1 protein-coding gene and 1 pseudogene are annotated in these 2,314 nt (G+C 45.0%); one reads left to right on the forward strand and one right to left on the reverse strand.

Going from position 1 to position 2,314, the window contains the following annotated elements; all coding sequences use genetic code 11:
• Positions 1-1,162: ATP-binding protein (locus tag JX312_RS12425; RefSeq protein ID WP_204458209.1), on the reverse strand; the 1,162-nt coding region annotated here is incomplete at its 3' end.
• A 170-nt stretch (positions 1,163-1,332) separates the two neighbouring features.
• Between JX312_RS12425 and JX312_RS12430 the strand changes: the two are divergent.
• A pseudogene (locus JX312_RS12430) lies at positions 1,333-2,229 on the forward strand (YWFCY domain-containing protein); the annotation flags it as partial.
• Positions 2,230-2,314: the final 85 nt, after the last annotated feature.

Raw genomic sequence — 2,314 nt, forward strand, 5'->3', positions numbered from 1 at the left:
GTATTTTGTTGCCGATACCGGTCTCTATATTGTCGGCTATGACATAACTATTGGGCTTATCAGCAATCTGAGAGAATCCTTTCCCTTTACCTCCGACTTCAAACAAATAGGTGCGGTCAAGAAGAAAGTCTCCTTCTTTGGCGGCAAACAGCTTGCCGGTATAGCTAAGCATTGACGCCACATAGCTTTCTCTTACCGTACCTGCTTTGTTGATGATTCCAAGTGCCTGCATTACCGAGGGATTGTCAAATAGTATTTTCTCCGGTTTTGAAGCACGCTTAGGCTGTGTCGTCGCATCCATCAGTGTACGGAGAATCGCACCTTCGCTAAGCAATGTGAAGAATTTCATCAACTGATTTCGGGTTACTTCGACATCTCTTGAAAGATTCGTCATATTCGGCACAAAAGGCACCTGCTCGGCAAGAACCACAAGGAGTTTCTTCAGTTTCAGCTGGGTCTCATATTCAATGGCAGTCACAGCGGGTATGTCAATGTCAATAACCGACAGCACGAGTCTTTCCACTCTCTGTGCATAGGTAAATTCTGAGCTGTCCATAAAGAACGGGTAGTAACCCATCTTCAGGTATTTCTCAAATTCTCCTATAACACGTATGGATGATGTTATCTTGGATGCCAAGGCACGATGATTGCTTAGAATATCCGACAGGGTGACAGGTGACAGTCCGTAGTTTCCGGTAAAATTCAGATATTCTCTAAAGGAAAGTCCCCTCAGTTCATATACCGCAACACGACGTGAGAGGTCTGCAATTTTACTGTTCAGCTGGAGCAATGATGAACCTGTGAATACTACACGCAGGTCAGGATAGCTGTCATAAATATTCTTCAGTTCCTGTTCCCAGTTGGGACGAGGATACCGATGAACCTCGTCAAGATAAAGGTGAGTCCCTCCATGCTTATAGTGGTAGTCGGCGAGCTCCACAATAGTATGGTCGTTAAAGAACAACTGGTCGAGAGAGGCATATACACCCTTCTCTCCATTCTCTTTGCATCGCTGCTTCATCATAGTGGTCTTGCCCACACCTCGCGCTCCCTTAATCATTATGAGTCGGTCGCTCCATACGATAGCATCGTATAGGTAACGGTGAAGCGGAGCATCAAGTGACTCTATCAGTCGCGCTGAGATTTCATAGATTCGTTCCATACCATTATAATTTTCACAAAGTTACAAATAATTTTCTTTGTAAAGAAAGAAATATCTCATTTTCTTTTCCTTGTAAAGAAAATAATGTGTTAACATCTTGTTATACAGGCGATAATACAGCCGCTCTTTTGGAGCATAACTCATTCAACCTCAAAACCCGACGAAAAACAATGTCTCAACAAGAAGATGACCTCAGGGCACTGGCGAAAATCATGGATTTTCTCCGTGCTATCAGTATAGTTCTGGTCGTAATCAATATCTATTGGTTCTGCCCGGAGCTTCACCCCACACAGCCCGACAATTTCTTTCGGATCGTCAATAAGGTGCTGAACGGTTTCGACCGCTCATGCCACATGTTCCACAGCCAATACACCGCCAAGTGGTTTGCTCTGCTTCTTCTCGCCCTCTCGTGTTTCGGCACGAGGGGTGTTAAGAACGAGGATATTACATGGCGCACCATCTGGCTCTTTCTCGGAGCTGGACTTGTGCTGTATCTCATGCCCAAGCTGCATTACACCTTATATATAATGTGTACTGCGGCGGGCTTCATCTGCCTGCTCATGGCGGGCAACTGGATAAGCCGAATACTCCGCAACAATCTTATGACCGATGTATTCAACAATGAAAACGAATCCTTTCAGCAAGAAACGCGCAAAATCGACAATGAATACTCGATAAATCTGCCCACAAGATTCTATTACAGAAAGAAGTGGAATGACGGCTGGATAAATGTAGTCAACCCGTTCAGAGCGACTATCGTGCTCGGTACTCCCGGTTCAGGAAAGTCGTATGCCGTGATCAACAACCTCCTTAAACAGCAGATAGAGAAAGGATTCGCGGTTTATTGCTACGATTTCAAGTTTGCCGACCTCAGCACAATTGTCTATAATCACTTTCTGAAAAACAGGGAGAAGTACACGGAAGCCGCCAGATTCTATGTGATAAACTTCGACGACCCCAAGCGGAGCCATCGTTGCAATCCCATTGCGCCGGCTTTCATGACGGACATCGCCGACGCATACGAATCCGCCTATACCATAATGCTAAACTTGAACAAAACGTGGGTGTGACCTGGAAAGTCACATGATTGATTGTTAAACAATGATATCCAAAGAGTTGAATATTGAATTAACCCGCTGTTCCGTCAGCGGT

The organism is Barnesiella sp. CU968 (assembly GCF_905219685.1).
Lineage (GTDB): Bacteria > Bacteroidota > Bacteroidia > Bacteroidales > Muribaculaceae > Lepagella > Lepagella muris_A.